Raw genomic sequence first — 25,826 nt, 5'->3', positions numbered from 1 at the left:
GCTGTAATCAGGTTGGAACAGGAACCATCATCATGACCATTCTTCTTCTGGCTGACCACGACAATGCAAGCCTGTCCGACCAGACCGCCAAGACGCTGACGGCTGCAACCAAGATCGGCGGCGATATTCACATTCTCGTTGCCGGCAAGGCTGCCAAACCCGCTGCCGATGCCGCCGCCAAGCTTGCCGGTGTCTCCAAGGTGCTGCTCGCCGAAAGCGACGAACTGGCCAATAATCTGGCCGAACCGCTGGCCGACCTGATCGTCTCGCTGGCGGGAAGCTACGACACGATCATCTCGGCCGCCACCTCGGTCGGCAAGAACGTGCTGCCGCGGGTGGCAGCCCTGCTCGATGTCGCCCAGGTCTCGGAGATCGTCGAGGTGATCTCGTCCGACACCTTCAAACGGCCGATCTATGCCGGCAATGCCATCCAGACGGTGCAGGCGACCGATGCCAAAAAGGTGATCACCGTGCGCACCGCATCCTTTGCCTCCGCGCCGGAAGGTGGTTCGGCCACCGTCGAGGCGATCCCGGCGGTTTCCGATCCGGGGCTGTCGACCTTYGTCAGGGACGCGCTGTCGGCCTCCGACCGTCCGGARCTGACCTCTGCCAAGATCATYATCTCCGGCGGCCGSGCACTCGGCTCTGCCGAGAAGTTCAGGGAGGTCATCCTGCCGCTTGCCGACAAGCTCGGTGCTGCCGTCGGTGCATCGCGTGCSGCCGTCGATGCCGGTTATGCGCCGAACGACTGGCAGGTCGGCCAGACCGGCAAGGTGGTGGCGCCGCAGCTCTATATYGCCTGCGGCATTTCAGGCGCCATCCARCATCTGGCCGGCATGAAGGATTCGAAGGTGATCGTCGCCATCAACAAGGACGAGGAGGCACCGATCTTCCAGGTCGCCGACTACGGATTGGTCGCCGATCTCTTCGACGCCCTGCCGGAATTGCAAAAGGCACTCTAGCGGGGGAGACCGAACGTGGCGCGCGTCGTGGGACGTCCAATCAAACCTGGTGCCGACCTTCTCCTGAACGATGACGAGAAGCCGGCATACATACGGCTACACGACATCGGCAGGGAAAGACGTTCTCGGCCGTTGCAGGAATTCCTCAACGATGTCGGCGGGCTGATGTTGTCGGCGGAGGCTCCTGCCGTCGCCAGCTTCGTCGCGGGCAAGGTTCTCCAGAAACTGCTCAAGACCGGCAAGGTGCGCCCGGAGGGCGGGTCTCTTCCCGGCGCGCCGGAAGGGCTTGATGACGCCATCGGCCATCTTGCGAAATCGGGACGGAAATACGAGGCGATCGCCAGCCAGTTCCATAGTCTCGCCGACAAACTGCTCTGGAGACGCGGCCGCTCCGGTCCGTTTGCAAGCCTGAATTTTGGCGATACGCATTCCCATGCGGTCGTGGTCGGCCCCGGCGGCATGGAGGAACGCGCCGATCTCAGGGTCGGCGTGATCTATATGGATCGCTACACCCGTTTCCCCGATCATGTTCAGACGCAGCCGCGCGCCTTCATTCTGCTGTCGCCGGGCGAAATCCGCCTTGGCGATTCCGAGTGGTTCTCCGCCGGTGTCGGCACGGTCTTTGCGAACGACGCCGGCCAATCTTTCGCGATAAGATGCACAGCCCGGCCTCTGCTTGCGGTCTGGTGCCAGGTTGAGCGGGAGACGTGATGGGTGCTTGGCAACGACGAGCCTGAGATGAACGAAAAGGCCGAAGGMGAGAGCATGAAGTCTCGGCGGTCACGCAGCGAAGCAGATCGCTGAGAAGCCGGTCTATCGGAATATGTAGCATCAGAATTCAATTTAAGAGGAAGGATATCAAGATGGACGTTCGCGCCGCCGTTGCCGTTCAGGCAGGAAAACCGCTGGAAGTGATGACCGTGCAGCTGGARGGACCGCGGGCCGGCGAAGTGCTGGTCGAGGTCAWGGCGACGGGCATCTGCCACACYGACGATTTCACCCTGTCGGGCGCCGATCCTGAAGGCCTGTTTCCGGCCATTCTCGGCCATGAGGGTGCCGGCATCGTCGTCGATGTCGGCYCCGGCGTCACCTCGGTCAAGAAGGGCGACCAYGTYATTCCGCTCTACACCCCGGAATGCCGCGARTGCTATTCCTGCCTTTCCCGCAAGACCAATCTCTGCACCTCGATCCGCGCTACCCAGGGCCAGGGGCTGATGCCGGAYGGAACGAGCCGCTTYTCGATCGGCAAGGACAAGATCCACCACTATATGGGKTGCTCGACTTTTTCGAACTTCACCGTGCTGCCGGAGATCGCCCTTGCCAAGGTCAATCCCGACGCGCCCTTCGACAAGATCTGCTACATCGGCTGCGGCGTSACCACCGGCATMGGCGCGGTCATCAATACCGCCAAGGTGGAGATCGGCGCCACGGCGATCGTCTTCGGKCTCGGCGGCATCGGTCTCAACGTGCTYCAGGGCCTGMRWCTTGCCGGTGCCGACATGATCATCGGCGTCGATATCAACCCTGACCGCAAGGCCTGGGGCGARAARTTCGGCATGACCCACTTCGTCAATCCGAAGGAGGTCGGYGACGACATCGTGCCCTACCTCGTCAACCTGACCAAACGCAACGGCGACCTGATCGGYGGCGCCGACTAYACCTTCGACTGCACCGGCAACACCAAGGTGATGCGCCAGGCSCTGGAAGCMWSSCACCGCGGCTGGGGCAAGTCGGTTATCATCGGCGTTGCCGGTGCCGGCCAGGAAATCTCCACCCGTCCGTTCCAGCTGGTCACCGGCCGCAACTGGMTGGGCACSGCTTTCGGCGGCGCGCGCGGCCGCACCGACGTGCCGAAGATCGTCGAATGGTACATGCAGGGCAAGATCCAGATCGATCCGATGATCACCCACACCATGCCGCTCGAGRASATCAACRAGGGCTTCGAGCTGATGCATTCGGGCAAAAGCATCCGCGGCGTGGTGGTCTACTAATGCATGACACAAAGACTGCGGGCTTGAAGTAAAACCGCTCGATACCCTAAAAATAACGGGCCTGATCTGCAGAGGGCTTCACCAAGTGTGAAGCCCTTTCATGTTACCGCTTCGGTGCTTGGCAATCATGCTTCGCCAAAAGGGGGGCCCTATGATTTTTCGGACTATTATTTCGGCCTGTGCATTTGTGTTACTGCCCGCCATTGCATTTGCGGACCCCACAGGTTCCTACAAGGTCGCTGGCACCAGCGAGGACGGCAGCAAATATCAGGGCACCGTCAAGGTGCTTCGCAACGGCGAGACCTATATCGTCGACTGGATGATCGGCAAGAACGAGTCGATCGGCACTGGCCTCGGCGCAAAATTCAGCGGCGATCGTTTCGAAATGGGTCCGGCAAGCGACGAGGATACGGCGATCTCCGTCGGCTACGTCTCCAAGGAGAATTTCGGCATCGCCATGTATTTCGAGCAGCCGGACGGCAGCTGGCAGGGTGTCTGGACCTATGGCGGCTCGGAAAAGGTTGCGAGCGAAATCTGGACTCGCGAGTAATCCGCGCGTATCAGGCGTCGGCATTGAATGAGGTAAACAGCCTTTGATCTATGTCGACGCCGATGCCTGCCCGGTGAAGCCGGAAATCCTGAAGGTGGCCGAACGTCTCGGCCTCGAAGTCACCTTCGTTGCCAATTCCGGCCTGCGCCCCTCGCGCGATCCGATGATCCACAACGTCATCGTCTCCAACGCCTTTGACGCCGCCGACAACTGGATCGCCGAACGCGCCGGTGCGGGCGATGTTGTCGTCACCGCCGATGTGCCGCTTGCCGTACGCTGTGTCGCCGCTAGCGCCTTCGTCAGCGGACCCACAGGGCGCGTCTTCGACGAGACCAATATCGGCATGGCGAGCGCCATGCGCGATCTCGGCGCGCACTTGCGTGAAACCGGCGAGAGCAAGGGCTACAACGCCGCCTTCAGCCCGAAAGACCGTTCACGCTTCCTCGAAACCTTCGATCGCCTCTGCCGCCGCGCCAAGAGCCTTTCCGCCGAGGCTGGCGGGCAATCCTGATCCGGCTCCCAAGCCCGCAAGAAACGGGTGGCATGGCAGCCGTGCCGATTCCGACCTTGAACACCGCCGCCGCCTCACGCATATAGGCGTTATCGCAGACGACTGCGGCATCCTCCAGGATGCAACTGTCGCGGGGACGGCCTCGCCTTGAACAAGGAGAGTCGCATGGCCTGGTTTCTGCTTTTTCTCGCCGGTCTTTTTGAATGTGGCTGGGCAATCGGCCTTAAATATACCGATGGTTTCACGCGGCCGCTGCCGACGGCGCTGACCGTCATATCCATGGTGGTGAGCATCGTGCTGCTCGGCCTGGCGGTGAAGCACCTGCCGATCGGCACCGCCTATGCGGTCTGGACCGGCATCGGCACGGTCGGCACCGTATTTCTCGGCATCTGGCTGCTAGGCGATGAGGCAAGTGTCTCCCGTCTTGCCTGCATCACGCTGATCGTCGCCGGCATCGCCGGTCTCAAGCTTACTGCCTGATGTGAAGGTTGAGGGGCGTCGCGACGCCCCTCAGTCTATCGTTCAGGCTGTCTTGCGGTTATCGACGGCAAAAGCGCCGGGACCGGAGAAGAACAGGTAGAGGAAGACGAAGCAGAACAGGATCGCGGCGTCGCCCTGGTTGACGGCCGGGAAGAAGCTGTTCGGAGCATGCGCCATGAAATAGGCGACGGCCATTTCACCGGCGAGGAGGAAGGCGACAGGGCGCGTCAGCAGGCCGACGAGAATGAGGATACCGCCGATAAGCTCAAGAAGGGCGGCGAAAAGCATCAGCGGCGGCAGCGGGCCGGCCATCTGCGCAGCCGGGAAAGCGAAAAGCTTCATCGTGCCGTGTTCGATGAACAGCAGCGCGGTGATGATTCTGAGAGCGGCCAGCCCATAGGGGCGATAGGCAGAAAGACGCTCGAAAGTTGACATTAAACCTCTCCATTAAAATAATAAGAGCCGAGCGTTAGCCTGTCCCTCGCAAGGATTGAACACACGGATCGCTGACGGCCGTTCACTTTTTCGACAGCGGGTAAACACCCGATCGCGCAGCTTTGTTCGGCGGAAAACGTTAAAGCGGGATGTTGTCGTGTTTCTTCCAGGGATTGGCGAGATCCTTGTTGCGCAGCATTTTCAGCCCGCGCGCCAGCCGCCGCCGGGTGGAATGCGGCATGATCACCTCGTCGACATAACCACGCTCGGCGGCAACGAAGGGCGAGAGGAACCGGTCCTCATACATTTTCGTATGGGCGGCGATCTTTTCGGGATCGGCGATATCCTTGCGGAAGATGATCTCGACGGCGCCCTTGGCGCCCATCACGGCGATCTGCGCCGTCGGCCAGGCATAGTTGAGATCACCGCGCAGATGCTTCGACGCCATCACGTCATAGGCGCCGCCGAAAGCCTTGCGGGTGATGACGGTGAGCTTCGRCACCGTCGCCTCGGCATAGGCGAAGAGCAGCTTGGCACCGTGTTTGATGAGGCCGCCATATTCCTGCGCCGTACCCGGAAGGAAACCCGGCACGTCGACGAAGGTGACGATCGGAATGTTGAAGCAGTCGCAGAAGCGCACGAAACGGGCCGCCTTGCGCGATGCGTCGCTGTCGAGCACGCCGGCCAGCACCATCGGCTGGTTGGCGACGAAACCGACGGTGGAGCCTTCGACGCGGCCGAAGCCGCAAACGATATTTCCGGCAAAACTTGCCTGGATCTCGAAGAAATCCCCCTCGTCCGCCACCTTCCGGATCAGTTCCTTGATGTCGTAAGGCTTGTTGGAACTCGCCGGCACCAGCGTGTCAAGCGAGGTGTCGATCTCTGTCACCGACTGGTAACATTCGATCTCGGGCAGCGGCGCGGTATTTGAAAGCGGCAGGAAATCGATCAGCCGCCGTACCTGCAAGAGCGTTTCGACATCATTGTCATAGGCGCCATCGGCAATCGACGAGCGCACCGTATGCACCACGGCGCCGCCGAGTTCTTCGGCCGTCACCGTCTCGTTGGTCACGGTTTTCACCACATCGGGACCGGTGACGAACATGTAGGAGGTATCACGCACCATGAAAATGAAATCTGTCATCGCAGGCGAATAAACGTCGCCGCCGGCGCACGGACCCATGATCACCGAGATCTGCGGAATGACGCCGGAGGCGAGCACATTGCGCTGGAATACCTCGGCATAACCGCCGAGAGCCGCCACGCCCTCCTGGATACGGGCGCCGCCCGCATCATAGATACCGACAATCGGCGCGCGGTTCTTCAGCGCCATGTCCTGCACCTTCATGATCTTCTCGGCATGCGCTTCCGATAGCGAGCCGCCGAAGACGGTGAAGTCCTTGGCGAAGACGAACACCGTGCGGCCATTGACCGTGCCCCAGCCGGTGACGACGCCGTCGCCGGCAATCCGGCTCTTATCCATGCCGAAATCGGTGGAGCGATGTTCGACGAACATGTCGAATTCCTCGAAGGAGCCCTCATCGAGGAAGAGGTCGATACGCTCGCGCGCCGTCAGCTTGCCGCGTTTGTGTTGGGCGTCGATGCGTGCTTCGCCGCCGCCAAGGCGGGCAATGCCGCGGCGCCGTTCCAGTTCCTCGAGAATTTCCTTCATGCGATCTCCCTCGCCGCTGCGGGCGGCAATCCGGCGGTTGGATTATGCGCTAGAGCATGATGCCGAAAAGTGAGCGCGGTTTTCGGACAACATCATGTTCTAACTATTTAGCGCCCGCGCCCGCTGAGTGAGAAAACCGAGCGTATCCTTGCCGCGACGTCCTCGGCCAGGATCTCGTCGGCAAGCTTGGGATCGGCAGCAATGCTGGTCACGTCGAAGGCGCTGACGGCGATGACCGAGCCGTCCTCGACCGAGGCCGCGTCGATGCTGATCTTGGCGACGTTGCGGTCCTTCTGGAAGCCGAGGCCTTTTTGGATGGAAACCACGCGGATTGTCAGCACCACCCGCGGCAGCACAGTGTCGCGCACGGTGGCGTTGATCGCTGCGTTGACGCGGTCGTTGACGCCGGAAAGCAGCTCGGCCGGCATGTTCGGACCGGAGAGAACGACGGCGCTGCGCACATCATAGACCGGTGCCTCCGGCTTGGTGGCCGAGAGGCCGACGCAGGCCGTAAGCGCGATACAGACAAGTGCGGCCCGGCAAAAACACGACCTCAGCCAATTCATTGCAAAATCCCGCACCACCCCGTTGGAGTCGCAGACTTCGTCATAATGCATTGGAAGGCAATATGTTTCAGGCGCTTAGGGCGAAAAAAACATCCGCTGCGGCTTTGAACTCGGCAAAGCGCTTGGCCCGCCGCTCCTCGGCTTCCTCGTCTCTGCCCCAATGCTCTATCGTCCAATCCTCGTCGAGATGGGCAAGCGACCAGGCCTCCTCAGTCGTTACCCGGCCCTCGGCGAAGGCGAGCGCCAGGATCGCCGAGCCGGTCAGCGTGGTGACCGTGTGGAGCGCTGCAAGTGCCATCGGGCTATCATATCGCGCGAGCGTGACAGCGAAGGCGGCAGTCGCCTCGCGCGGCTGCTCCTGAGGCATCACCCCTTCGACGAGGATGAACCGGGCGCCGAGATCATTCGCCGCCCAGTCGATCACGGGATCCCAGTGCTCGGCCTGGCGTTCGACCAGAAGTTCCGGCTCCCCGGCGCGGTAGCAGATGAGGTCGCTGGAGGAAAAGCGCAGGATATCCTCGAAGATCGCCTGCGCGTTGGCGGCAACGCCGTCGAGTGCGGTGTTGACGAGCCGCGTTACCGGCATGCTCACGGGATTGATCTCCTCGCCCTGCGCCTGCCATTCGGCAGCGACAAGCTGCGCGAGCGCCTCTGTCGGCACGGCGAGAACCTGCCGTGCCGGCGTGCGCACCATCTTGCCGTCGAGCGTGATCGCAAAACCGCCCTCGTGTTCGGCAACGGAGACGCCGGTATAGAAGCGCTTCGGCAGCGGCTTCTTCATCTGAATCTGCGCGCGGCGGATGGGATCGGGATGGCTCAGGCCTTCGGAAAGGTCGTTCAGCAGATCGCGCATGGGCTCACCTCAAGAAAAATGACGCAATATCTCGTTCGGATGGTAGGCGATCGCATCAGCGCCGTTGGCGATCAGCTCATCCACGCTGGCATAGCCCCAGGCAACGCCGATCGCCTTGGCGCCGGCAGCCTTTGCCATCTGCATATCGTAAACCGCATCGCCGATGACAATGGTGTCGGCAGCATTCATGCCGGTTTCATCGCAGCATTCGCTCACCATGGCTGGATGCGGCTTGGAGGGGCAATCGTCGGCGGTGCGTGCGACGATGAAATGCGCGTCGAAACCATGTGTCTCCATCACGAGCTTGAGCCCGCGGCGGGATTTACCCGTCACCGCGCCGATCAGCAGGTCATCGCGCCCGCTGATCGCGTCGATCATCTCGCGGATGCCGGGAAACAGCGGCTCCTTGTAATCGAGATCCTGACGCACGATCGAGAACAGCGATTTGTAGTGCGCCGTCATGTCGATGTCTTCCTGCTCCACATGCTGCCTGCCCTGCATGCGGGCAATCGCAATATCGAGGGACAGGCCGATAATGGCCTTGGTGTCTTCAAAGCGCGGTTCCGGCCTGTCGAACTTATCGAAGGTCCTGCGCATGGTTTCGTGGATCAGGCCGGCGCTATCGACCAGTGTGCCGTCGCAATCGAAAAGCGCCAGTTTCATTCGGCGTCCCTTTCGGCACTGGCGAGATCGAGGCCGAGAAGATTCCAGGTCTGCACCATATGCGACGGCAGCGGCGCACTGATGCGCAGGCGCCCGCCGGAGGGGTGCGGGATGTCGATGTGACGCGCGTGCAGATGCAGCTTCTTCTGGACGCCGCCTGGAAAATCCCAATTCGGATCGTCGTCGAAATATTTCGGATCGCCGATGATCGGATGGCCGATATGCAGCGCGTGCACACGCAGCTGATGGGTACGGCCGGTATAGGGTTCCATCTCCAGCCAGGCGAGGTTCTGGGCGGCGGTTTCGAGCACACGATAGAAGGAAACGGCGTGATCTGCTCCATCCTCGCCGTGCTTGGCGATACGCATGCGGTCGCCGTCAGCCGTCGGCTCCTTGACGAGCCAGGTCGAGATCTTGTCCTCGTGTTTGCGTGGCACGCCCTTGACCAGCGCCCAGTAGGTCTTCTTGGTATCGCGCTCGCGGAAGGCCGCCGTCAGCTTCTGCGCGGCACCGCGGGTGCGGGCGATGACGAGAACACCAGACGTATCGCGGTCGAGACGGTGGACGAGCCGCGGCTTCTCGCCCTTCGGGCTGGTCCAGGCTTCGAGCATCTGGTCGATATGCCTGGCGACGCCGGAGCCGCCCTGCACGGCAAGACCGGGTGGCTTGTTGAGCACGATCACCTTTTCGTCCTCATGCAGCACCATGCGCGACAGCAGTTCGAAATCCGTCGAATGCTTGAGATCCTTGCCGGCGATCGGTCCTGACTTCAGCTTGGCATCGACATCCAGCGGCGGCACGCGCACCGTCTGGCCGGGCTGCACGCGCGCATCCGATTTGACACGTCCGCCGTCGACGCGCACCTGGCCGGAGCGCAGCAGCTTCTGCAGCGGGCCGAAACCGAGCCCCGGAAAGTGTACCTTGAACCAGCGATCGAGCCGCATGCCGGCTTCGTCGGGTTCAACCTTGATATGTTCAATGCCAGCCATAAAAAATCTTTCGGAAATTGCAGCGCAGGCCAAGCCGGCGTTCTTGCCGCAGCCTTTAGAGCATTTTCACGCAAAACGGAAACCGGAAAAGAGATCAGGCCAAAGCGCGCATGACAGCAAGGCCTGCGATGACGGCCGCCATCGATAGTCCGACGCTCGCAGCGATATAAATGCCGCCGGCAACAGCCTCGCCGCGTTCGAATAGCGAGATGGCATCCAGCGAGAAGGCCGAAAAAGTGGTGAAGCCCCCGAGGAAGCCGGTGATCAGCAAAAGGCGCAGTTCCGTCGAGGCGTTAAACTTCCGCGCGATCAGCTCGGCGAAGACGCCAATGACGAAGCAGCCGACAACATTGACGGCAAGCGTTCCCCAGGGAAAGGCCGGCCCCATGAGACGTAGCGTCCACTGACCGACGTAATATCTGAGAACGGAACCGATAGCGCCGCCGAAGGCGACAAGGAGAGCCTGGATCATGAGCCGGATTTACCGCGTTGCGAAAGTGATTCCAATCGAGCTCATATGAATTCTTACCATTTTGTAAAATGCCAATGATTTTCTTATGATGGTGCCAAGATCATGCCGATACGGTGACTGGCATGACCCAGCTCCTGTCCATATCGGCCAACACCGCCGCTGTTGCTTTCGAGTCGCTCCGAATCCCGCAGCGTGTCGCGACGAGCACTGCGGCGCGCGACGCACGGCGCGTTGCCGACCGGCAGTTGAAGGCCGAAGGCACTGAGGAAATAGACGAGCCCTCCAGCATCATCCAGTCAACCGAAGTTGCGCTCGACTTGATGGCGAAGGGCAACCGCCAGCCGCAGTCCGGCCTGAAACAGGCGCTGCGATCCTACGAAGACTTCTGAGGCGATCGCCTTCCAAACGAAAGCCCGCGACTGCGATTGCTATCGCGGGCTTTTTTTAACTACAGCGCCGCGCGTCTTTCCAGACGCGCAAAGGACGCTGTAGCACTTTGAATCGCTGCTCTCACTTGCCTTGAGCGGAGAGCACCTGCAGGACCAGATCGACCTTGCCGGCCCTTTCGAAGGTCAGCGTCACCGGCACGGTGTCTCCCTGCTTGAACGGCGTCTTCACCTTCTGGAACATCAGATGCAGGTTGCCGGGCTCAAGCTTGACCGTCTCGCCAGCGGCGATGGCGATGCCGTCCTTCAGCTGGCGCATCCGCATGACGTTGTCCTTGGTCTCCATCTCGTGGATCTGAACTTCGCCTGATACAGGCGACGTCACGGACAGCAAGCGATCGTCCGTCTTGCCGTTGTTTTTCACCATGAAAAAGCCGCCGCCGACCGGCTGGCCGGGCAGCATTGCCTTGGCGAAGCCGCCGGAAATCTCGAGATCGCCGGCCTTGACCGTTTCGCCAGCCGGTGTGGCAGCGGCCATGCCAGCCATGCCGGACATGTCCATGCCTGCCATATCGTCATGGTCGTGACCATGGTCTTCGCCGGCGACGACCTTCAACAGCGGCGCCGGGCTTTTCAGTCCATGCGCGTCGCCACCTTCCCCAGCCACCTGATCCCAGGCCGTGACCGTATCGCCGCACATCTGCGTCACCGGAAAGGCGAGCGCGGTGCCGGCCTCGACGCCTGACACTTTACCCTGGATGACGAAGGTATCGTAGAAATCGTCGGAGAGATTGCCGTTCTTCCAGCGCACTTCGATCGCGCCGGTCTTCACCTTGTCGCCGTGATTGTCGTAGGTCTTCTGGTAGTCGCCTTTGATCACCTCGAGCTCCCAGCCTGCCTTCGGCTGCGGCTTGGCGAAGACGAAGCCTTCCGGCAGCTTGACCCGCACTTCCGTGGTCGCCTTGCCGTCGCAGCCATGCGGCACCTGCAGCGTGGCAAGAATGGTGCTGTCTTGCTTCGCCTCTCTGTCGAGGAAGGTCACATGCGCCTCGGCGCTGGCAAAGGCGGTCGCGGAAAGAACGGCGGCAAGCCCGAATGTCTTGCCAAATGTCTTGAGAGTTTTCATCGGATATCTCCTCGCCGGCCACGGACCTCTCTCGGGCGGACCGGCATGCTGCATCATAGGTTGCGGAAGCAGATCAGGCGAGGACGGGAGGTGCGCGGGAATTCGGCCGGCTGACGGCGCTTACGCTGGCAACGGCTGAGGTTTCGATCGGCGCGTTGATCAGCGCGGCGAGCTTGCGCTCGAGCCAGGAGCCCGCATCCGGCGCCGGCAGGATGACGGAGGCCGACAGCCGACAGGCTTCGCAATTCGGCTTGAAGGCGACGGTCTTGCCGTCGGTGTCCTTCACGGTGACGCAGAGCGAGGCGAAGGTACCGTCAGGCAGCACATAGGCCGCTGCATCGTAGCCTTCGGAGGCGACAGCCTGAGGTGCCTGATGGGCGAGGCCAAGCAAAAGCAGGCTCAATGCGCAAAGCGTGCGCAGGAAGAGCGTCGCTTTCAGTCCGGTCTGCCGCATGAGATCCCCTTCAACAGCATGTCGCGATAGCCGGTTTCCCCACGGAATGCAAAAGCAGATTTGCCGCAGATCAGGGCTTGGCATGGATATGGCGACAAAAAATTGTCCGGTCACGACATTTGGCCTTGCCAAGCGCTACACCCGCCGGATAATTGCGCCAACCTTGTTGGGAGAAGCCGGTGCTTTCGCCACCGGTGCCGAAGGAGCAACCGCCCCGGAAACTCTCAGGCAAAAGGACCAGCAAGGGGCAGACGGAACTCTGGAGAGAAGCGTTCTCGAAACGCTCGCCGAAGGGATAACAATCTCAGGCAAAGGGACAGAGGGGGCTCAGGAGAGAAGTGCGCAGCCGCGCCTTCAGATTTGAGCCCGCGCCTTCGCAAGAAGGCGCAAACCCCGGAGGCGTCTTTTGGACGATACTGCTGCCCTGAAGAAAACCCCGCTGCATGCCCTGCATCTTTCGCTCGGCGCCCGCATGGTGCCGTTCGCGGGTTACGACATGCCGGTGCAATACCCCGCAGGCGTCATGAAGGAGCATCTTCATACCCGCGCCGAAGCCGGCCTCTTCGATGTCTCCCACATGGGCCAGGTCATCGTGAAGGCGAAATCTGGCAGCTACGAGGATGCGGCGCTGGCGCTCGAAAGCCTGGTGCCGGTCGATATCCTCGGCCTTGCCGAAGGCCGCCAGCGTTATGGCTTCTTCACCGATGATACCGGCTGCATTCTCGATGATCTGATGATCACTCATCTCGACGATCACCTTTTCATCGTCGTCAACGCTTCCTGCAAGGAGGCCGATCTCGCTCATCTGCAGGCCCATATCGGCGACCGGTGCGACATCACGCTCCTCAATCGCGCTTTGATCGCGCTACAGGGACCGCGCGCGGTCGAAGTTCTTGCCGAGCTCTGGGCCGACGTCGCGGCGATGAAATTCATGGACGTGCGCCATTGCCGCCTGCACGATGTTTCCTGTCTGGTCTCACGCTCCGGCTATAGCGGCGAGGACGGCTTCGAGATTTCGATCCCCGTCGACAAGGCCGAGGATGTCACCATGCGGTTGCTCGAACATCCGGACGTTCAGGCGATCGGCCTTGGCGCCCGCGATTCGCTGCGCCTCGAAGCCGGCCTCTGCCTCTACGGCAACGATATCGACACGACCACCTCACCGGTCGAGGCGGCGCTGGAGTGGGCCATGCAGAAGGCAAGGCGCGGCAACGGCGCGCGCGCCGGCGGCTTCCCGGGCTCTGGCCGCATCCTGTCCGAACTCGAAAACGGCGCCGCGCGCCGCCGCGTCGGCCTGAAGCCGGAAGGCAAGGCGCCGGTGCGCGGCCATGCCAAGCTCTATGCCGATGCCGAAGGCAAGGTCGAAATCGGCGAGGTCACCTCCGGCGGCTTCGGCCCCAGCGTCGAAGGCCCCGTCGCCATGGGCTACGTGCCGGTCTCCCATGCTGCGGCCGGCACACTGGTCTATGCCGAGGTGCGCGGCAAATATCTGCCGACCACCGTCAGCGCCCTGCCCTTCGTCACACCGACCTACAAACGCTAAACCTTTTCCAGAGAGGACGAACAATGCTGAAATTTACCGAAGAACACGAATGGCTGAAGATCGAAGGCGGCGTTGCGACGGTCGGCATCACCACTTATGCCGTCGATCAGCTCGGCGACCTGGTTTTCGTCGAACTCCCGGAAGTCGGCGCAACCTTCTCCAAGAACGGCAATGCCGCGACCGTTGAATCGGTCAAGGCTGCTTCCGACGTCTATTGTCCGCTTGACGGCGAGATTACCGAGGTCAATCCGGCCATCGTTGCAGATCCGTCGCTGGTCAATTCCGATCCTCAGGGCGCTGGCTGGTTCTTCAAGCTGAAGCTTGCAAATGCTGCCGACGCCGATGGTCTGCTCGACGAAGCGGCCTACAAGGAGCTCACTGCGTAATGACGACGCCGACAGAATTCCAGTTCACCGACTATCAGCCCTACGATTTCGCCAATCGCCGTCATATCGGCCCCTCGCCGGCCGAGATGACCGACATGCTGAAGGTGATCGGCTACAACAGCCTCGACGGCCTGATCGACGCGACGCTGCCGCCCTCGATCCGCCAGAAGGCGCCGCTCGTCTGGGGCGCGCCGATGACCGAGCGCGAGGCGCTCGACAAGCTGCGCGAGACCGCCAACAAGAACAAGGTGCTGGTCTCGCTGATCGGCCAGGGTTATTACGGCACGATCACACCGCCGGTCATCCAGCGCAACATCCTGGAAAACCCGGCCTGGTACACCGCCTATACGCCTTACCAGCCGGAGATCAGCCAGGGCCGCCTGGAAGCGCTCCTGAACTACCAGACGATGATCTGCGACCTCACCGGCCTCGACGTCGCCAACGCCTCGCTGCTCGACGAGGCAACCGCCGCCGCCGAAGGCATGGCGATCGCCGAGCGTGTGGCCAAGTCGAAGGCAAAAGCCTTCTTCGTCGATGCCGACTGCCATCCGCAGACCATCGCCCTCATCCGCACCCGCGCCGAGCCGCTCGGCTGGAGCGTCATCGTCGGCAATCCCTTCACCGATCTCGATCCTGTCGATGTCTTCGGCGCGATCTTCCAGTATCCCGGCACGCACGGTCACGTGCATGATTTTACCGGCCTGATCGCGCGCCTGCACCAGGCGGGCGCCATATCAATCGTCGCCGCCGATATCCTGGCGCTGACGCTGCTGAAGTCGCCTGGTGAAATGGGTGCCGATATCGCCGTCGGCTCCTCGCAGCGCTTCGGTGTCCCGATCGGCTACGGCGGCCCGCATGCAGCCTACATGTCGGTCAAGGATGCCATCAAGCGTTCCATGCCCGGCCGCCTCGTCGGCGTTTCCGTCGATGCCCGCGGCAACCGCGCCTATCGCCTGTCGCTGCAGACCCGCGAACAGCATATCCGCCGTGAGAAGGCGACGTCGAACATCTGCACAGCTCAGGTGCTGCTTGCCGTCATGGCTTCCATGTACGCCGTGTTCCACGGCCCGAAGGGCATCAAGGCGATCGCCCAGCAGGTGCACCAGAAGGCCGTGCTGATGGCCAAGGGCCTGGAAAAGCTCGGTTATAAGGTCGAACCCGACACCTTCTTCGACACAATTACCGTCGATGTCGGCCACATGCAGGGTCTCATCCTGCGTGCCGCCGTCGCCGAAGGCGTCAATCTGCGCAAGGTCGGCGAAACCGGGATCGGCATGAGCCTTGACGAACGCACCCGGCCGGCGACGCTCGAAGCCGTTTGGCGGGCCTTCGGCGGCAATTTCACGATCGCCGATTTCGAGCCCTCCTACCGCCTGCCGAAGGGCCTGCTCAGGACCAGCGATTACCTCACCCATCCGATCTTCCACATGAACCGTGCCGAAAGCGAGATGACGCGTTACATCCGCCGGCTCTCCGATCGGGATCTGGCGCTCGACCGCTCGATGATCCCGCTCGGCTCCTGCACGATGAAGCTCAATGCGACGGCGGAAATGCTGCCGATCACCTGGCCGGAGTTTTCCGACATCCATCCCTTCGTGCCGGCCGACCAGGCGCTCGGCTACCGCGAGATGATCGACGACCTGATCGAAAAGCTCTGCGCCGTCACCGGCTACGACGCCTTCTCCATGCAGCCGAATTCCGGCGCGCAGGGCGAATATGCCGGCCTGCTGACGATCCGCAACTATCATATCGCCAATGGCGACGGCCATCGGGACGTCTGCCTGATCCCGACCTCTGCGCATGGCACCAACCCGGCCTCGGCCCAGATGGTCGGCATGAAGGTCGTGGTCGTCAAGGTGCGCGAAAATGGCGATATCGATCTCGACGATTTCCGCGCCAAGGCGGAGGAGCATGCGGCAAACCTTTCGTGCTGCATGATCACCTATCCCTCGACGCACGGCGTCTTCGAGGAGACCGTCAAGGAGATCTGCGATCTGGTGCACGAGCATGGCGGCCAGGTCTATCTCGACGGCGCCAACATGAATGCCATGGTCGGTCTGTCTCGCCCCGGTGACATCGGCTCCGACGTTTCGCATCTCAATCTGCACAAGACCTTCTGCATCCCGCATGGCGGCGGCGGACCCGGCATGGGCCCGATCGGTGTCAAGGCGCATCTGGCTCCCTACCTGCCTGGCCATCCCGAAACCGACGGCCGTTCGGGTGCGGTCTCGGCCGCCGCCTTCGGCTCCGCCTCGATCCTGCCGATCTCCTGGAGCTATTGCCTGATGATGGGCGGCGAAGGCCTGACGCAGGCGACCAAGGTGGCGATCCTCAACGCCAACTATATCGCCACCCGGCTGAAGGGCGCCTATGACGTGCTCTACAAGTCGGCTGCCGGCCGCGTCGCGCATGAATGCATCATCGACACCCGTCCGCTGGTCGACAGCTCGGGCGTTACGGTCGACGACGTCGCCAAGCGCCTGATCGACTGCGGCTTCCACGCGCCGACCATGAGCTGGCCGGTCGCCGGCACGCTGATGATCGAGCCGACGGAAAGCGAGACCAAGGCCGAACTCGACCGCTTCTGCGAGGCGATGCTGGCGATCCGCGAGGAAGCCCGCGCCATCGAGGATGGCCGCATGGACAAGGTGAACAACCCGCTGAAGAACGCCCCGCACACGGTGGAAGACCTCGTCGGCGAATGGGATCGTCCTTACAGCCGAGAACAGGCCTGCTTCCCGCCCGGCGCCTTCCGCGTCGACAAATACTGGTCACCGGTCAACCGCGTCGACAACGTCTATGGCGACCGCAACTTGATCTGCACCTGCCCGCCGGTGGAAAGTTACGCAGAGGCAGCGGAATAGCGGTCGAGGCCGATGCTGTAGCGAAGGGCCGAACAATCCGAGCCCCTTCCATCATGGGAGGGGCTTTTCTAATTCTGATAGAGATGCGCGGTTAACCTTAGCCTCTAACCGTCTCTCGAAGCTCCGTTCGCCTGCGAACGTCATYTCTGGCATAACATGCTACGCCCTGCGTAGCTCAACGTCAGAGCAGCTGTCTGCTTAGCCGCTGATCCAGGTTCAACTCCTCGGCAGGGGCACCAGTTTCCCAGTTCCCCTGCTCTCTATCAGCTCGAAGCGTGCCGGTTTACGGCCTAGAAGCGCTCGCCGACCATATCCTCGCTTTTGGCCCACAATGCCCTGGCCGTCTCGGGATCGAGCGCGTAGGTGCGCACGCCTTCGGAAATCGGGCTGATCTCCGCATCCGTCACTTCGGAGATGTGGCAATTCTCGCAATATTTGCCGCCGACCGCGTCTGCCGGGGCGACGAAACCTGCCCAGACGGAGGTAGCCGCACCCTGAGGAATCGTCTTCCACAGGAAGGACGGCTTGCCCTCGGCGGCGAGTGCTGCGTTGATCTGCGTTATCATGCCTTCAATCATATTAGGGTCGAGATGACGGTCGAGTTCGGTCTGGATGCCGCCGGGATGCAGTGCCGTTGCACGGATGCCGCGCTCCTTGAGGCGCCGGTCGAGTTCCACTGCGAACAGGATATTTGCGGTTTTCGACTGGGCATAGGCCGCCCAGGGCTCATAGGTCTTGCTCTCGAAATTGAGGTCGTCGAGGCTAAAGGGCGCCATGCGATGGGCCGAGGATGCGACGATCACCACTCGGCCGCCCGATTTGATCAGCGGCGCGATGCGGTTGACCAGCACGAAATGACCGAGATGGTTGGTGCCGAACTGCGTTTCGAAGCCATCGGCGGTGCGGCCGAAAGGAGCCGCCATCACGCCGGCATTGGCAATGACGACATCGAAGGGCCGGCCATCCCCAATGAGCGCATCGGCGCAGGCGCGCACGCTTGCCAGAGAGGCAAGATCAAGCTCGACGATATCCAGGCTGCCGCCATTGGCCGCACCGGCGCGCACGACTTCCGTTGCCGCCCTCGCCTTTGCAAGGTCACGTGCCGTACCCACCACCTGCGCTCCATGGGCTGCCAGCACGCGCGCGGTTTCCACGCCGAGGCCGGCCGAAACACCCGTCACCAGAACCCGCTTGCCCTTGAGATCGACGCCGGCGAGCACCTCATCGGTGGTTGATGTCGCGCCAAAAAGTCCACTCATGATTATCTCCTTGATTATGGACGCACCGCTCCGGGCTGGTGGACCATTGCCCGCCGGCCTCAAATGAAATAAAAGGAGGATGCCTCCAGATAAATATGGAGGGTACCTCCGATTATCAAGGGGACTTCTCGGAAATGGCTGAAAAAAGTGACGGACCCACCGTCCGAAAGCCGCGTGCGGATGCCGAACGCAATCGTCTTCTGCTGATGGAAACGGCAAAGACCGTCTTTGCCGACAAGGGTTCCAGCGCCAGCCTGGAGGAAATCGCCCGCATCGCGGGCGTCGGCATCGGCACACTCTATCGCCATTTCCCGACGCGCGATGCACTGGTTTCCGCCATCTACCGCAACGAGACGACGCAGCTTGCCGCTGCCGCCAAAAGTCTTGCCGATACACATCCGCCTGTCGAAGCGCTTCGCCTGTGGCTGGTGCAGTTCGTGGATTATGTCGTGACGAAACACGGCATGTCCGAGGTGCTGGATTCTTTGGTCGGCGGCACCTCCGAGCTCTATGCCGATTCTGCCGATTTGATCATAGGTGCCGTCAATCTGCTGGTGGATCGCGCAGTCGCCACCGGTGAAATCCGTCTGGCGATGGACCCACTCGATATCCTGCGCGCCCTGGCGGGCGGCGCGAGCATCAGCTGTGGCCCCGCCTGGCGGGATGCGGCAAGGCAACTCATCGATATTCTGATAGCGGGCATGAAAGCCAGTCGCTGAGGCTGTCGTACCATCCGGCACGGCCGTCTCAGATGGAGTTGCGCAAGAATGGCAACATCGACATGGAGGATCTCCGCGAAGCTGGAAGAACCTCGTCGGCGATTGGGATCGCCCCCATAGCCGCGAACAGGCCTGCTTCTCGCCCGGCGGCTTCCGCGTCGACAACGTCTACGACGACCGCAACCTGATCTGCAGCTGCCCGCTGGTGGAAATCTACGTCGAGGCGGCCGAATAGCAGCGTTAGCCAAAGCTCCTCCCACGGGTTGGGAGGGGCTTTATGCTTTTGGCGCTCAAGGATCAAATTTAACCTTTCTTAGCAAGTCTCTGTTAGCAATTCATAAAGGCGGCTTCCATCAACATGGATCATCGTCGGTCCCTTGTTTTGCGTGCAGGTTCTTATGCGTCCATCGGCTGTGCCAGCAATCCTCCTCGCCGCCTTGATCCTGTCGGGATGCGCCGCAAGTTCTGGCGCCGAAGATGTGCTCACCCCCGTACCGTCGCGGGAAACGACCAACGCCATCACCCAGCCGAGCGGCCCGATACCGGCTGCCGCCGTGGGCGATCCTGCGCCCCAGGCAAGCCCGCCGCCGCAGGCGTTGAGCTGGACAGGAGAGGTTCCAGAGCCGCAGGCGCTCGTGCCCGCAGACAGGCCGGTCGGCATGCCGATGCCGATGGAAAAGCCGGTCGCCCTGCTGATGCCGACCAATCCCGCCGGCAATACAATGCCCGATGTCGGCACGAGGTCGCCGACCCGCGGGCAAATTTACGGCCACCGGTTCCGCGATGCCAAGCCGATCAACTTCGGCTCCACCTCGCCGAGAAAGCTAGCCGTCCACGGAGTCGACGTGTCGCGCTGGCAGGGCGAGATCGACTGGGAGACCTTGCGGCGGCAAGGCGCGAACTTCGTCTACATCAAGGCCACCGACGGCGGCGATCACCTCGATCCGATGTTCAAGAAAAACTGGCGCCGGGCCAAGGAAGCCGGCCTGAAACACGGCGCCTATCACTTCTTCTACTGGTGCCGGACAGCCGGCGAACAGGCCGACTGGTTCATCCGCAACGTGCCGAGGGAAGCCAACGCTCTTCCACCCGTCATCGACGTTGAATGGAACGGCGAATCGAGCTGCAAGAGGCGCATCTCGCCTGCACGTGTCCGGGAAAAGATGCAGGTCTTCATGGACAAGCTGGAGCGCTATTACGGCCAACGCCCGATCATCTACACGGCGCCGGACTTCTACCGCGACAATTTGAAGGGTCAACTGCTCGACTATCCCTTCTGGCTGCGCTCGGTCGCCGCTCATCCCTCCAAGGTTTATCCGGGCCGCAAGTGGCTCTTCTGGCAGTATTCCGGCTCCGGCCTTTCCGATGGCGTCGACGGCAAGATCGATCTCAACGTGTTCAACGGCAACGAAAGCGACTGGCACGACTGGGTGGCGTCGCGGTAGCCGAGCCCGCCAGGCCAGTCCGCTTGCCTGACCTCACGCGGACTTCTGCACCTTTACCGGCACGCCCTTGTAGGCAGGCGTTCCCGATCTCCGGTCGTAATCACCAAGCGCGATGACCCTGTTCATCTCGGGATAATATCCGGCGATGGAGCCAACAGGGATGTCGTAGGCCACTGCGGTGAAGCCTTTGACCGCCCTGCTGCCGGTTTCAGCGACCGACTCGATATCGACCTTGTCGCCGTCGGCGAGGCCGCGTGCGGAGAGATCGCCGCTGTTCATGAAGATCACGTCACGGCGGCCGAAGACACCTCGATAGCGGTCGTCAAGGCTGTAGATTGTCGTGTTGTACTGGTCGTGACTGCGCAGCGTTGTCAGAACCAGTGTGTCTGCGTCTGCAAGGCGCGGATCTTCCTCCAGTCCAGGCGCGATGAGGAACTGCGCTTTTCCCGAGGGCGTGCGCCGTTGCCGATCGGAGGCGGCCACCGTGAGCCGGAAACCGCCGGGTTTCCTGACCCTTGTGTTGAAATCATGGAAATCGGGAAAGACCACCTCGATCTTTTCCCGAATGCGGTTGTAGTCAGCGACCATCCCGTCCCAATCGATATCGTATTTGGCGCCGAGCGTTGCCTTGGCGATGCCGGCGATAATGGCCGGTTCGGACCTTAGTTCGTCGCCGGGCGGCTTCAGAAAGCCGCGTGAGGCGTGCACCATCGCCATGGAATCCTCGACGGTCACCGATTGTGGCCCCGTCCTCTGAATATCTTGGTCGGTACGGCCGAGGACGGGAAGGATGATGGAGGTTCGGGCGATCAGCAGGTGCGAGCGATTGGGTTTTGTCGCGAGATGGACCGCAAGGTCGAGCTTGCGCATACCTTCGAATGTCGCTTCCGGATCGGCTATGGCGACGGCGAGATTGCCGCCGAGACAGACAAGCGCCTTCGACCGGCCTTCGATGATCGCCTCGATGGCCTCGATGGCATTATGGCCTTTCTCCTCGGGCGGGCGGAAGCTGAAGGCCTTCTCCATACCATCGAGAAGCGCCTTGTTGGGGATCTCGGTGATCCCGACGGTCCGGTCACCTTAAACGTTCGAATGCCCCCGCAGCGGGCAGATACCAGCACCCTGGCGACCSATATTTCCCCGCAACATCAGGAAGTTGGCAAGCTGCTGGACATTGGCGGTGCCGTGGCTGTGCTGGGTGATGCCCATGCCATAGCAGAGGATAACATTACGGGCGTTGAGATAGACATCAACGGCGCTATCGAGCGCTTCGAGCGTCAATCCTGATCTCTTCAGGATCGACGCCCACTCCGTCTTTGCAATATCGGCCTTGAGAGCCTCCAGTCCGATCGTGTGGGCTTCGATGAATTCCCGGTCGAGAAAGCCTTTGCCGCCTGCCGCGATATCGGCATCGTCGCGCTCGAATATCCGCTTCAGCAGGCCCTTGAGGGCAGCGAGATCCCCGCCGGTGCGCAGCTGATGATAAGCCGATGCGATCGGCGTCGAAGACATCGTCGCCATTTCCACCGGGTTCTGCGGTGCCGCAAATTTCTCGAGCGCGCGTTCTTTCAGGGGATTGAAGACCACGATCGGGACGCCGCGCCTCGCGGCATCATGCAGAGTGGTCATCATCCGCGGGTGGTTAGTGCCAGGATTGTGGCCGAAGCTGAAGATCGCATCGGCATGATCGAAATCTTCGAGCGTCACCGTGCCCTTCCCGACCCCGATCGAGTGTGGCAGGCCGACGCTGGTTGCCTCATGGCACATGTTCGAGCAGTCGGGAAAATTGTTGGTGCCGTAGGCCCTGACGAAAAGCTGGAACAGGAATGCAGCCTCGTTCGAGGCGCGTCCCGATGTGTAGAATTCAGCCATGTCAGGATCGGGCAGTTTGCGCAGTTCCGCGCCGATCAGCGTGAAGGCTTCCTCCCAGCCGATCGGCAGGTAACGGTCGCTGGCGTGATCATAGACCAGCGGGTGTGTCAGGCGGCCCTGGTCTTCCAGCTGATGGTCGTTCCATTGCCACAGTTCGGCGACCGTATGCGCCGCGAAAAAGTCGGGCCCGGCACGTTTCGCCGTGGATTCCCAGGTGATCGCCTTGGCGCCATTTTCACAGAACTCGAACGAACTCGTATGTTTGGGATCGGGCCAAGCGCAGCCCGGACAATCGAAGCCCTCGGGCTGATTGGCTTTCAGCAGCGTCGCAGCCCCCTGCGCAATGACCTGCTGGCGCGCAAGGGTTTCGGCAACGGCTTTGAGTGCACCCCAGCCGCCGGCGGGGGCCGTGTATTTCTCGATGCCTTTCGGCCGCTTCTTGGTCATCACCTGCTCCACAAATCCGCCGAGGGTCAGCGCCTATTATCAATGCAAAGGGATGCCATGCGATAGATGGCGCGGACATCCTCTTAAAAAAGATCGGACCGCTCCGAGGGGGCGGAGCGGTCCTGGCGGATCATCGGATCCACGAGACTTCGGCGCGGGAGGGGACATGCCGATGTCTATCGGCACATTCGCGGTGCCGGTCTCCACATGGAAGTCACTTCCGAGAGACACCTAGACCTTACCGTCCCGATAGCAGGCGACGAAACTATACATAGGTATTGGGGATGATCTTGTTGATCCTGTCCCAACCTCGTCATGCCCGTTGAAACCTAGACAGAAGTATAGGCCCAGCTACACCAGCATTGAATGTCCTGCATTTCAAACCTGCTCGACGATTCTTTCAAGGCCAGCGAACAGGAACGCAAAACTGACAGCCGCGCAACCAGATCGCCCCATTCCGAAATCCGTTCATTCCAGCCAAGGAGAATAGCCATGGACCATATCGAACTTGAAAATCGTCGCAAAGGCGCTCCACTGCCGCCTATCCTGGATATAGTCCCGTGCCGATCCTGAACAGAGGCGACAGCACAAGGCCCTGACCTAAGGCTTTTGCTAACGCAAAGCCTTCAGCATTTCCTAAACCCTCGCAGCTAGAAGGTTACCATCCAGTTCTGGGGAAACGGCTGATGAGCATATCGGGTATTACGAGCATTGCTCTTTCGGGAATGCGGGCGCAGACCACACGTGTCGGCGCAATTGCCAACAACATCGCAAACAGCAGCACCCCGGGCTATACAAGGCTGAACACCAGCCTCACCTCCGTTGTATCAGGCGGCGTCCAGGCCCTCGTCGACCCGACGGCATCCGATGTCGATCCGGCCACTGAACTGACCGATCTGACCGAAGCCGAGCAGAGCTACAAGGCGAACGCCGTGGTCTTCGAGACCGGCGCTGACATGTGGGAAATGCTGATGAGCATCAAGCGCGACTGAGCACGCCCGAATTTCATCGAGAATTGGCTGCCTGAGAATTTCCCGCCAGCCTGAAAGTCGCGGCTATCAGGAATGCGCCGGCTCACCCTGGCGCTGGGCAGCAAGGGCCGCGAGATCGGCAGGCTTCAGCTCGACGGATTCGCCGCAGCCGCAGGCCGACGTCTGGTTCGGATTGGTGAAGGTGAAGCCGGAGCGCAACGTCGTCGTCTCAAAGCCCATTTCGGTACCGAGCAGATAGAGGGCTGCCGACGGCTCGACCCAGACTTTGGCACCATCGCGCTCGATCAGATCGTCCTTGGCATTGGGCTCGGTCACCAGGTCGATGGTATATTCCATCCCGGCGCAGCCGCCCTTCTTGATGCCGACGCGCACGCCCTTGGCATCAGGCCCAGAATTCTCGACGATCGCTTTGACGCGGGCCGCAGCCCCGTCCGTCATGCTCATGATTGCAAAGCCCATCGGCTCATTCTCCTTCCGCAACCGGGGTCAAGATCCGGCGCATCGTGACTCAAATGTAGTACCCTGAGGTAAACGGATCAATACCGCGGGATCTCAGTACCAGCCGACGGCGACTTGCGCCTCTTCGGACATGCGATCCGGTGTCCACGGCGGATCGAAGGTCATGGCCACCTCGACGCCTGATACGCCTTCGACGGCGCCGACGGCGTTTTCGACCCAGCCTGGCATCTCGCCGGCAACCGGGCAGCCCGGGGCGGTCAGCGTCATCATGATCTTCACCATCCGGTCGTCCTCGATGTCGATCTTGTAGATCAGACCAAGTTCGAAGATGTCGGCTGGAATTTCCGGATCGTAGACGGTCTTCAGCGCGCTGATGACGTCGTCGCTCAGCCGCGCCAGCTCATCGGCCGGAATGCTGGAATGCACGATGCCTTCGCGCACGTCGATCTTCTGTTCGCTTTCGTCCAGGCTCATCACGGACACTCCTCAAGCAAAGAACTTGCGCGCATATTCAAGCGCATCGGCCAGGGCATCGACCTCGGCGCGGGTATTGTACATGCCGAAGGATGCACGGCATGTGGATGTGACGCCGAAGCGTTTCAAGAGCGGCATGGCGCAATGCGTGCCGGCCCTGACCGCAACACCCTGCCGGTCGATCACCATCGAGACGTCGTGGGCATGGATGCCGGCAAGCTCGAAGGAGAAGATACTCCCCTTGTCGCGCGCCGTCCCGAAGACCCGCAGCGAATTGACCGATTTCAGCCGCTCGACCGCATAGGCAGAAAGATCGGCCTCGTGGCGCGAAATCGCCTCGCGTCCGACCTTCTCCATATAGTCGAGTGCATAACCGAGCCCGATCGCCTGCACGATCGGCGGGGTGCCGGCCTCAAAACGATGCGGCGGGTCGTTATAGGTCACCATATCCTCGGCAACTTCGAAGATCATCTCGCCGCCGCCCTGGAACGGCCGCATCTCGAAAAGCCGCTCCTTCTTGCCGTAGAGCACGCCGATGCCGGACGGGCCGTAGAGCTTGTGACCGGTCATGACGTACCAGTCGCAATCGATATCCTGCACATCGACCGGCAGATGCACGGCGCCCTGGCTGCCGTCGATCAGCACCGGGATGCCGCGCTCATGCGCGATCCGGCAGACCTCCTTGACGGGAACGATAGTGCCGAGCGCATTCGACATATGGGTGATGGCGACGAGCTTGGTGCGCTCCGTCAGGCTTTTCTCGAAATCTTCGATATGGAAAGCGCCCTCGTCGTCGACTGGCACCCAGACAAGCTTGGCGCCCTGCCGCTCGCGGATGAAGTGCCAGGGCACGATATTGGAATGGTGCTCCATGATCGTCAGGACGATCTCGTCGCCTTCGCCAATCCTAGGCATGCCCCAGCCATAGGCGACGGTGTTGATCGCTTCCGTCGAATTCTTGGTGAAAACGATGTCGTTGACCGAAGGTGCATTAAGGAAGCGGCGCACCTTCTCGCGCGCTGCCTCATAGGCGTCCGTGGCCGCATTCGAGAGATAGTGCAGGCCGCGATGCACATTGGCATATTCATGGCTATAGGCATGCGAGATGGCGTCGATCACCAGCTGCGGCTTCTGCGCCGAGGCACCGTTGTCGAGATAGACCAGCGGCTTGCCGTGCACCTTCTCCGCCAGGATCGGAAAATCCCGACGGATGGCTTCGACGTCGTATTGGGTGGCCGGCACTATCTTGTCCATTG

The 25,826-nt window shown here is 61.4% G+C and carries 26 protein-coding genes, 1 pseudogene and 1 riboswitch; of the genes and pseudogenes, 13 read left to right on the top strand and 14 right to left on the bottom strand.

The features are described 5' to 3' along the window. Nucleotides 1-32: 32 nt before the first annotated feature. The 6 genes from AC1D1Z_RS15695 to sugE all read left to right on the top strand — a co-directional run bounded on the left by AC1D1Z_RS15695 (nt 33) and on the right by sugE (nt 4,494). Entirely contained in the window at nt 33-962 is a 930-nt protein-coding gene (locus tag AC1D1Z_RS15695; protein WP_130813562.1) for an electron transfer flavoprotein subunit alpha/FixB family protein, read from the top strand. 15 nt (nt 963-977) lie between these two features. Then, on the top strand, nt 978-1,673 hold the full coding sequence (locus tag AC1D1Z_RS15690; RefSeq protein WP_018246035.1) for a dimethylsulfonioproprionate lyase family protein: 696 nt from the start codon (nt 978-980) through the stop codon (nt 1,671-1,673). A 152-nt stretch (nt 1,674-1,825) separates the two neighbouring features. Further along, nucleotides 1,826-2,953 (top strand): S-(hydroxymethyl)glutathione dehydrogenase/class III alcohol dehydrogenase, encoded by a 1,128-nt coding sequence (locus AC1D1Z_RS15685; RefSeq protein ID WP_477851108.1) that lies wholly within the window; start codon nt 1,826-1,828, stop codon nt 2,951-2,953. A 151-nt stretch (nt 2,954-3,104) separates the two neighbouring features. Next, entirely contained in the window at nt 3,105-3,503 is a 399-nt protein-coding gene (locus AC1D1Z_RS15680) for a hypothetical protein (RefSeq protein WP_018242144.1), read from the top strand. 43 nt (nt 3,504-3,546) lie between these two features. After that, nucleotides 3,547-4,014, top strand: a complete 468-nt coding sequence (locus AC1D1Z_RS15675) for a YaiI/YqxD family protein (RefSeq protein WP_018242145.1) — start codon at nt 3,547-3,549, stop codon at nt 4,012-4,014. 165 nt (nt 4,015-4,179) lie between these two features. Next, nucleotides 4,180-4,494 carry a quaternary ammonium compound efflux SMR transporter SugE gene (gene sugE / locus AC1D1Z_RS15670; RefSeq protein ID WP_018072208.1) on the top strand — a complete coding sequence of 105 codons (315 nt, stop codon included), beginning with the start codon at nt 4,180-4,182 and terminating at the stop codon, nt 4,492-4,494. A gap of 42 nt (nt 4,495-4,536) precedes the next feature. On the opposite strand, the gene AC1D1Z_RS15665 is transcribed toward sugE, so the two are convergent. The 7 genes from AC1D1Z_RS15665 to crcB all read right to left on the bottom strand — a co-directional run bounded on the left by AC1D1Z_RS15665 (nt 4,537) and on the right by crcB (nt 10,144). After that, the gene (locus AC1D1Z_RS15665) at nt 4,537-4,929 is read right to left on the bottom strand and encodes a DoxX family protein (RefSeq protein ID WP_018242146.1); all 393 of its coding nucleotides are present in this window, start codon (nt 4,927-4,929) and stop codon (nt 4,537-4,539) included. A gap of 139 nt (nt 4,930-5,068) precedes the next feature. Then, nucleotides 5,069-6,601, bottom strand: coding sequence for an acyl-CoA carboxylase subunit beta (locus AC1D1Z_RS15660; protein ID WP_477851105.1), 1,533 nt, complete (start codon nt 6,599-6,601; stop codon nt 5,069-5,071). A gap of 107 nt (nt 6,602-6,708) precedes the next feature. Continuing rightward, nucleotides 6,709-7,167: a calponin homology domain-containing protein gene (locus AC1D1Z_RS15655; protein WP_028733762.1), complete on the bottom strand. Its 459-nt coding sequence runs from the start codon at nt 7,165-7,167 to the stop codon at nt 6,709-6,711. 67 nt (nt 7,168-7,234) lie between these two features. Next, nucleotides 7,235-8,020 carry an ATP12 family chaperone protein gene (locus AC1D1Z_RS15650; protein WP_028733763.1) on the bottom strand — a complete coding sequence of 262 codons (786 nt, stop codon included), beginning with the start codon at nt 8,018-8,020 and terminating at the stop codon, nt 7,235-7,237. Between the two features lie 9 nt (nt 8,021-8,029). Continuing rightward, nucleotides 8,030-8,683: an HAD-IA family hydrolase gene (locus tag AC1D1Z_RS15645; protein ID WP_130758787.1), complete on the bottom strand. Its 654-nt coding sequence runs from the start codon at nt 8,681-8,683 to the stop codon at nt 8,030-8,032. After that, the gene (locus tag AC1D1Z_RS15640) at nt 8,680-9,672 is read right to left on the bottom strand and encodes an RluA family pseudouridine synthase (RefSeq protein ID WP_018242151.1); all 993 of its coding nucleotides are present in this window, start codon (nt 9,670-9,672) and stop codon (nt 8,680-8,682) included. Before AC1D1Z_RS15640 ends, AC1D1Z_RS15645 begins: the two co-directional genes overlap by 4 nt. Nucleotides 9,673-9,766: 94 nt before the next feature. After that, complete coding sequence (crcB, locus tag AC1D1Z_RS15635) at nt 9,767-10,144, bottom strand: fluoride efflux transporter CrcB (protein ID WP_018242152.1); 378 nt, start codon at nt 10,142-10,144, stop codon at nt 9,767-9,769. 122 nt (nt 10,145-10,266) lie between these two features. On the opposite strand from crcB, the gene AC1D1Z_RS15630 reads away from it, so the two are divergent. Beyond that, complete coding sequence (locus AC1D1Z_RS15630; protein WP_018242153.1) at nt 10,267-10,533, top strand: hypothetical protein; 267 nt, start codon at nt 10,267-10,269, stop codon at nt 10,531-10,533. Between the two features lie 121 nt (nt 10,534-10,654). Here the strand turns inward: AC1D1Z_RS15630 and AC1D1Z_RS15625 are convergent, their stop codons facing one another. Further along, entirely contained in the window at nt 10,655-11,656 is a 1,002-nt protein-coding gene (locus tag AC1D1Z_RS15625; protein ID WP_130758788.1) for a DUF1775 domain-containing protein, read from the bottom strand. A 73-nt stretch (nt 11,657-11,729) separates the two neighbouring features. Next, entirely contained in the window at nt 11,730-12,110 is a 381-nt protein-coding gene (locus tag AC1D1Z_RS15620) for a hypothetical protein (protein ID WP_131604851.1), read from the bottom strand. A gap of 157 nt (nt 12,111-12,267) precedes the next feature. Continuing rightward, nucleotides 12,268-12,360: riboswitch (glycine riboswitch) on the top strand. 156 nt (nt 12,361-12,516) lie between these two features. On the opposite strand from AC1D1Z_RS15620, the gene gcvT reads away from it, so the two are divergent. Genes gcvT through gcvP form a run of 3 tightly spaced genes read left to right on the top strand, consistent with a single transcriptional unit; the run spans nt 12,517 to nt 16,903 of the window. Continuing rightward, entirely contained in the window at nt 12,517-13,653 is a 1,137-nt protein-coding gene (gcvT, locus tag AC1D1Z_RS15615) for a glycine cleavage system aminomethyltransferase GcvT (protein ID WP_028733768.1), read from the top strand. 23 nt (nt 13,654-13,676) lie between these two features. Beyond that, nucleotides 13,677-14,039, top strand: coding sequence for a glycine cleavage system protein GcvH (gene gcvH, locus AC1D1Z_RS15610; RefSeq protein ID WP_017994172.1), 363 nt, complete (start codon nt 13,677-13,679; stop codon nt 14,037-14,039). Then, nucleotides 14,039-16,903, top strand: coding sequence for an aminomethyl-transferring glycine dehydrogenase (gene gcvP, locus AC1D1Z_RS15605; RefSeq protein WP_130759573.1), 2,865 nt, complete (start codon nt 14,039-14,041; stop codon nt 16,901-16,903). Before gcvH ends, gcvP begins: the two co-directional genes overlap by 1 nt. A gap of 290 nt (nt 16,904-17,193) precedes the next feature. On the opposite strand, the gene AC1D1Z_RS15600 is transcribed toward gcvP, so the two are convergent. Beyond that, nucleotides 17,194-18,162 (bottom strand): SDR family NAD(P)-dependent oxidoreductase, encoded by a 969-nt coding sequence (locus AC1D1Z_RS15600; protein ID WP_130759574.1) that lies wholly within the window; start codon nt 18,160-18,162, stop codon nt 17,194-17,196. A gap of 95 nt (nt 18,163-18,257) precedes the next feature. On the opposite strand from AC1D1Z_RS15600, the gene AC1D1Z_RS15595 reads away from it, so the two are divergent. Together AC1D1Z_RS15595 and AC1D1Z_RS15590 are read left to right on the top strand one after the other, a co-directional pair. After that, the gene (locus tag AC1D1Z_RS15595) at nt 18,258-18,881 is read left to right on the top strand and encodes a TetR/AcrR family transcriptional regulator (RefSeq protein ID WP_477851098.1); all 624 of its coding nucleotides are present in this window, start codon (nt 18,258-18,260) and stop codon (nt 18,879-18,881) included. Between the two features lie 398 nt (nt 18,882-19,279). Continuing rightward, nucleotides 19,280-20,326, top strand: coding sequence for a glycoside hydrolase family 25 protein (locus tag AC1D1Z_RS15590; RefSeq protein WP_018445230.1), 1,047 nt, complete (start codon nt 19,280-19,282; stop codon nt 20,324-20,326). 33 nt (nt 20,327-20,359) lie between these two features. On the opposite strand, the pseudogene AC1D1Z_RS15585 reads toward AC1D1Z_RS15590, so the two are convergent. Next, nucleotides 20,360-22,645, bottom strand: a pseudogene (locus AC1D1Z_RS15585) (FdhF/YdeP family oxidoreductase). A gap of 686 nt (nt 22,646-23,331) precedes the next feature. Between AC1D1Z_RS15585 and AC1D1Z_RS15580 the strand changes: the two are divergent. Further along, nucleotides 23,332-23,637 (top strand): flagellar basal body rod protein FlgC, encoded by a 306-nt coding sequence (locus tag AC1D1Z_RS15580; protein WP_028733774.1) that lies wholly within the window; start codon nt 23,332-23,334, stop codon nt 23,635-23,637. A 66-nt stretch (nt 23,638-23,703) separates the two neighbouring features. On the opposite strand, the gene sufA is transcribed toward AC1D1Z_RS15580, so the two are convergent. From sufA to AC1D1Z_RS15565, 3 genes are all read right to left on the bottom strand, one after another. Further along, nucleotides 23,704-24,096, bottom strand: a complete 393-nt coding sequence (gene sufA / locus AC1D1Z_RS15575; RefSeq protein ID WP_018072227.1) for a Fe-S cluster assembly scaffold SufA — start codon at nt 24,094-24,096, stop codon at nt 23,704-23,706. Between the two features lie 93 nt (nt 24,097-24,189). After that, a complete protein-coding gene (locus AC1D1Z_RS15570; protein WP_003559708.1) occupies nt 24,190-24,570 on the bottom strand; it encodes an SUF system Fe-S cluster assembly protein in 381 nt (126 codons plus the stop codon). 12 nt (nt 24,571-24,582) lie between these two features. Next, entirely contained in the window at nt 24,583-25,824 is a 1,242-nt protein-coding gene (locus AC1D1Z_RS15565; RefSeq protein ID WP_130759577.1) for a cysteine desulfurase, read from the bottom strand. Nucleotides 25,825-25,826 lie beyond the last annotated feature (2 nt).

The sequence above is a fragment of the Rhizobium sp. P1_E1 genome, from assembly GCF_056406015.1.
This window is presented reverse-complemented; position numbering and strand designations above follow the sequence as displayed.

Coding starts and splice junctions, on each gene's coding strand:
- sugE (WP_018072208.1), top strand. CDS start 4,180: ATGGCCTGGTTTCTGCTTTTTCTCGCCGGTCTTTTTGAATGTGGCTGG.
- AC1D1Z_RS15655 (WP_028733762.1), bottom strand. CDS start 7,167: ATGAATTGGCTGAGGTCGTGTTTTTGCCGGGCCGCACTTGTCTGTATC.
- AC1D1Z_RS15570 (WP_003559708.1), bottom strand. CDS start 24,570: ATGAGCCTGGACGAAAGCGAACAGAAGATCGACGTGCGCGAAGGCATC.
- AC1D1Z_RS15600 (WP_130759574.1), bottom strand. CDS start 18,162: ATGAGTGGACTTTTTGGCGCGACATCAACCACCGATGAGGTGCTCGCC.
- AC1D1Z_RS15650 (WP_028733763.1), bottom strand. CDS start 8,020: ATGCGCGATCTGCTGAACGACCTTTCCGAAGGCCTGAGCCATCCCGAT.
- AC1D1Z_RS15630 (WP_018242153.1), top strand. CDS start 10,267: ATGACCCAGCTCCTGTCCATATCGGCCAACACCGCCGCTGTTGCTTTC.
- AC1D1Z_RS15580 (WP_028733774.1), top strand. CDS start 23,332: ATGAGCATATCGGGTATTACGAGCATTGCTCTTTCGGGAATGCGGGCG.
- AC1D1Z_RS15565 (WP_130759577.1), bottom strand. CDS start 25,824: ATGGACAAGATAGTGCCGGCCACCCAATACGACGTCGAAGCCATCCGT.
- sufA (WP_018072227.1), bottom strand. CDS start 24,096: ATGGGCTTTGCAATCATGAGCATGACGGACGGGGCTGCGGCCCGCGTC.
- AC1D1Z_RS15680 (WP_018242144.1), top strand. CDS start 3,105: ATGATTTTTCGGACTATTATTTCGGCCTGTGCATTTGTGTTACTGCCC.
- gcvH (WP_017994172.1), top strand. CDS start 13,677: ATGCTGAAATTTACCGAAGAACACGAATGGCTGAAGATCGAAGGCGGC.
- gcvP (WP_130759573.1), top strand. CDS start 14,039: ATGACGACGCCGACAGAATTCCAGTTCACCGACTATCAGCCCTACGAT.
- AC1D1Z_RS15640 (WP_018242151.1), bottom strand. CDS start 9,672: ATGGCTGGCATTGAACATATCAAGGTTGAACCCGACGAAGCCGGCATG.
- AC1D1Z_RS15625 (WP_130758788.1), bottom strand. CDS start 11,656: ATGAAAACTCTCAAGACATTTGGCAAGACATTCGGGCTTGCCGCCGTT.
- AC1D1Z_RS15620 (WP_131604851.1), bottom strand. CDS start 12,110: ATGCGGCAGACCGGACTGAAAGCGACGCTCTTCCTGCGCACGCTTTGC.
- crcB (WP_018242152.1), bottom strand. CDS start 10,144: ATGATCCAGGCTCTCCTTGTCGCCTTCGGCGGCGCTATCGGTTCCGTT.
- AC1D1Z_RS15645 (WP_130758787.1), bottom strand. CDS start 8,683: ATGAAACTGGCGCTTTTCGATTGCGACGGCACACTGGTCGATAGCGCC.
- AC1D1Z_RS15590 (WP_018445230.1), top strand. CDS start 19,280: ATGCGTCCATCGGCTGTGCCAGCAATCCTCCTCGCCGCCTTGATCCTG.
- AC1D1Z_RS15665 (WP_018242146.1), bottom strand. CDS start 4,929: ATGTCAACTTTCGAGCGTCTTTCTGCCTATCGCCCCTATGGGCTGGCC.
- AC1D1Z_RS15595 (WP_477851098.1), top strand. CDS start 18,258: ATGGAGGGTACCTCCGATTATCAAGGGGACTTCTCGGAAATGGCTGAA.